4 protein-coding genes are annotated in these 2,479 nt (G+C 70.7%); 1 reads left to right on the top strand and 3 read right to left on the bottom strand.

The features are described 5' to 3' along the window. Positions 1-840 (bottom strand): gamma-glutamyl-gamma-aminobutyrate hydrolase family protein (locus A612_RS09690; RefSeq protein ID WP_040436525.1); only part of this gene is annotated, 840 nt, incomplete at its 3' end. Between the two features lie 175 nt (positions 841-1,015). Here A612_RS09690 and A612_RS09685 point away from each other — a divergent pair. Beyond that, positions 1,016-1,378, top strand: a complete 363-nt coding sequence (locus A612_RS09685; protein ID WP_019374298.1) for an HPF/RaiA family ribosome-associated protein — start codon at positions 1,016-1,018, stop codon at positions 1,376-1,378. A gap of 72 nt (positions 1,379-1,450) precedes the next feature. Here A612_RS09685 and A612_RS09680 read toward each other — a convergent pair whose 3' ends face one another. Together A612_RS09680 and A612_RS09675 are read right to left on the bottom strand one after the other, a co-directional pair. After that, positions 1,451-1,990 (bottom strand): DUF924 family protein, encoded by a 540-nt coding sequence (locus A612_RS09680; RefSeq protein WP_019374297.1) that lies wholly within the window; start codon positions 1,988-1,990, stop codon positions 1,451-1,453. 48 nt (positions 1,991-2,038) lie between these two features. After that, positions 2,039-2,479, bottom strand: a 441-nt coding sequence (locus tag A612_RS09675) for an OmpA family protein (protein ID WP_019374296.1), incomplete at its 5' end; no start/stop codon positions are given.

The following is a 2,479-nucleotide window of genomic DNA, read 5'->3' as shown; positions in this document are numbered from 1 at the left end:
CCCCGGCCGGGGGCGGGCGCGCGCCGCCTGGCACGCGGCCAGGAAGTCCTGCAGCAGCGGCGTGTCGTCCAGCACCGCCCCGTCGCGGGCGCGGAATTCCGGGTGCCACTGCGTCGCTGCGATGTAGCCCCGCCCTTGGCGCGGGTTGCGCCGGATCGCCTCCGGCACCGCGTCCGGCCAGCTCCAGGCCTCGATGTCGAAGCCCGGCGCGAGCCGCTTGATGCCCTGGTGGTGGATGCTGTTGACCACCACGCGCGATTGCTGCGGGTACAGCTGCGCCAGGCGCGTGCCGGGCACGATGTCCACCTCGTGGAAGTGCTGGTCGTAGGTGGTGGGGTCGCGGTGGCGCATGGCGCCCGGGTGCTGCGTCTCGATGTCCTGGTAGAGCGTCCCGCCGAAAGCCACGTTGATCAGCTGCAGGCCGCGGCAGACGCCGAAGATCGGCTTGCCTTCCTGCTCGAAGGCCTCGACCACCGCCAGGTCGTACAGGTCGCGGATGCGGTCGCCGATCCAGGCTTCCTGCAGCGGCTCCTCGCCATAGCTGCCGGGCCACACATCCGCGCCGCCGTGCATGACGACGCCGTCGAGCCACTCGGCGTAGTGCCGCAGCGTCACGTCGCCGCGCGCCGTCTCGCCGGTCGGGCAGGGCACCATCACGACCAGCGCGCCGGCCGACATCAGCCAGTGGGCGATCGACTGCTCCACGTACTGCAGGGTCTTGTTGGTGAACAGCGAGCGCCCCGGGTCGGCGTGGGAAAAGCACGCGGACAGGCCGATCTTCAGCCGATCGGTGGTGGCGGGCGCAGGCGGGCGGCGGGTCATGGGCATCAGCATGGGCATTCCTCTACCCTTGGGCATTGTGCGCTGCCACGCGCTCGCCGGCTGTAGGAGCCGGTCCAGCGCGCCCTGGGGGCATCGGCTGCCAGGAAGCGGTACACGCTTGGGGCATGATGGAGGCAGCAGGCACGCCCGGCGCGCCTGTCCCCTCAACCAGCTCAGCGAAGGAGAGAACAACATGCAGGTACAGGTACAGACCGACGACCACATCCAGGGCGGCGAGTCGCTGATCCAGTGGGCCCAGCAGGAGGCCACCACCAAGCTGGCGCGCTTTCGGGACTACCTCACACGGGTAGAGATCTTCTTCTCCGACACCAACGCCGGCAAGGGCGGCGCCAACGACAAGCGTTGCGTGATCGAGGCGCGCCCGGCCAACCACCAGCCGCTGAGCGCGCAGGCCGACGCCTCCAAGGTGGCGGACGCCTTCGCGGCGGCGCTGGAGAAGATCATGCGTGTGGTGGGCGACGACCAGGAACGCCACCGCGCCAAGCAGGGCCACGAGACCATCCGCACGCCGGACGGGCGTGTGCCGGGCCGCTGAGGCGCGGCCGGTCAGCAACGGGGGCTGCCCGAGGGGCAGCCCTTTTTCGTGGCCGGTCCCGGCTCCCTGGGTTTAGAAGCTGCTGCCCGGCTGCTGCAGGAAGGCCAGCTCCTCGGGCGTGCTGGTGCGGCCCAGCGCCGCGTTGCGATGCGGGTAGCGGCCGAAGCGTTCGATGATCTCGGCGTGGCGGCGGGCGAAATGCAGGTTTTCCGCGCGCCCGAGCTCCGTGAACAGCCGGACCGACTCGCGCTGCAGCAGGCGCGATTCGCTGTGCATCCAGGGCATGTAGAGAAAGCTGCGCTGCTCGGGCGGCAGCTGCCGGTCCAGTCCCTGCGCCACGGCCTCCTGGGCCAGCGCCAGCGCCATGCCGTCGTGGGCAAAGGCGGCGCCGCTGTCGCGATGCAGGTTGCGCGAGAACTGGTCGAGCACGATGACCTCCGCCAGCCGGCCGCGCGCACTGCTGCGCCACTGCCAGAGCTCGGCCTGCGCGGCACGCCGGTGCAACTGCCCGAAGCGCTCGCGGATCGCGGCATCGAAGGCCTCGTCCTTGGCGAACCATTGCTGGGGCGTGCTTTCCTCGAACCAAAAGTGCAGGACGGTGTCAGGGGTCATGGCGTCGGGTGCAAGAAAAGGGCGGGATGCGCCCCGGGGCGCGGCCGATCAGCGCCCACGCAGGTTGCCCTGCTCGTCGGCGATCACGATTTCCACGCGGCGGTTCATGGCACGGCCTTCCGCCGAGCCATTGTCGGCCACCGGGTGGGCCTTGCCGTAGCCGCGCGCGGTGATCCGGGACGGATCGACGCCACGCTGCACCAGCGCGTCCTGCACCGCCTGGGCACGGCGCTGCGACAGTTCCAGGTTGTAGGCGTCGCCCCCCACACTGTCGGTGTAGCCCTCGATCCGCAGGCGGCGGTCGGGGAACTGGCGCAGGAAGCTGGCCAGCTTGTCCAGGCGCGGCGCAGCCTGCGGCGTCAGATCGGCCTTGTTGAAGGCGAACAGCACGTCGCCGAGCGTGACCAGCAGGCCGCGCTCGGTCTGCTGACCCTCGATGTCGCGCAGCTGCGCCTCCAGCTGCTGCACGCGCTCCTGGGCGGCGCGGGC

This window comes from Melaminivora alkalimesophila (assembly GCF_000282995.1).
GTDB lineage: Bacteria > Pseudomonadota > Gammaproteobacteria > Burkholderiales > Burkholderiaceae_C > Melaminivora > Melaminivora alkalimesophila.
The sequence above is the reverse complement of the archived record's forward strand: the minus strand, read 5'-3'. Positions and strand labels throughout refer to the sequence as shown.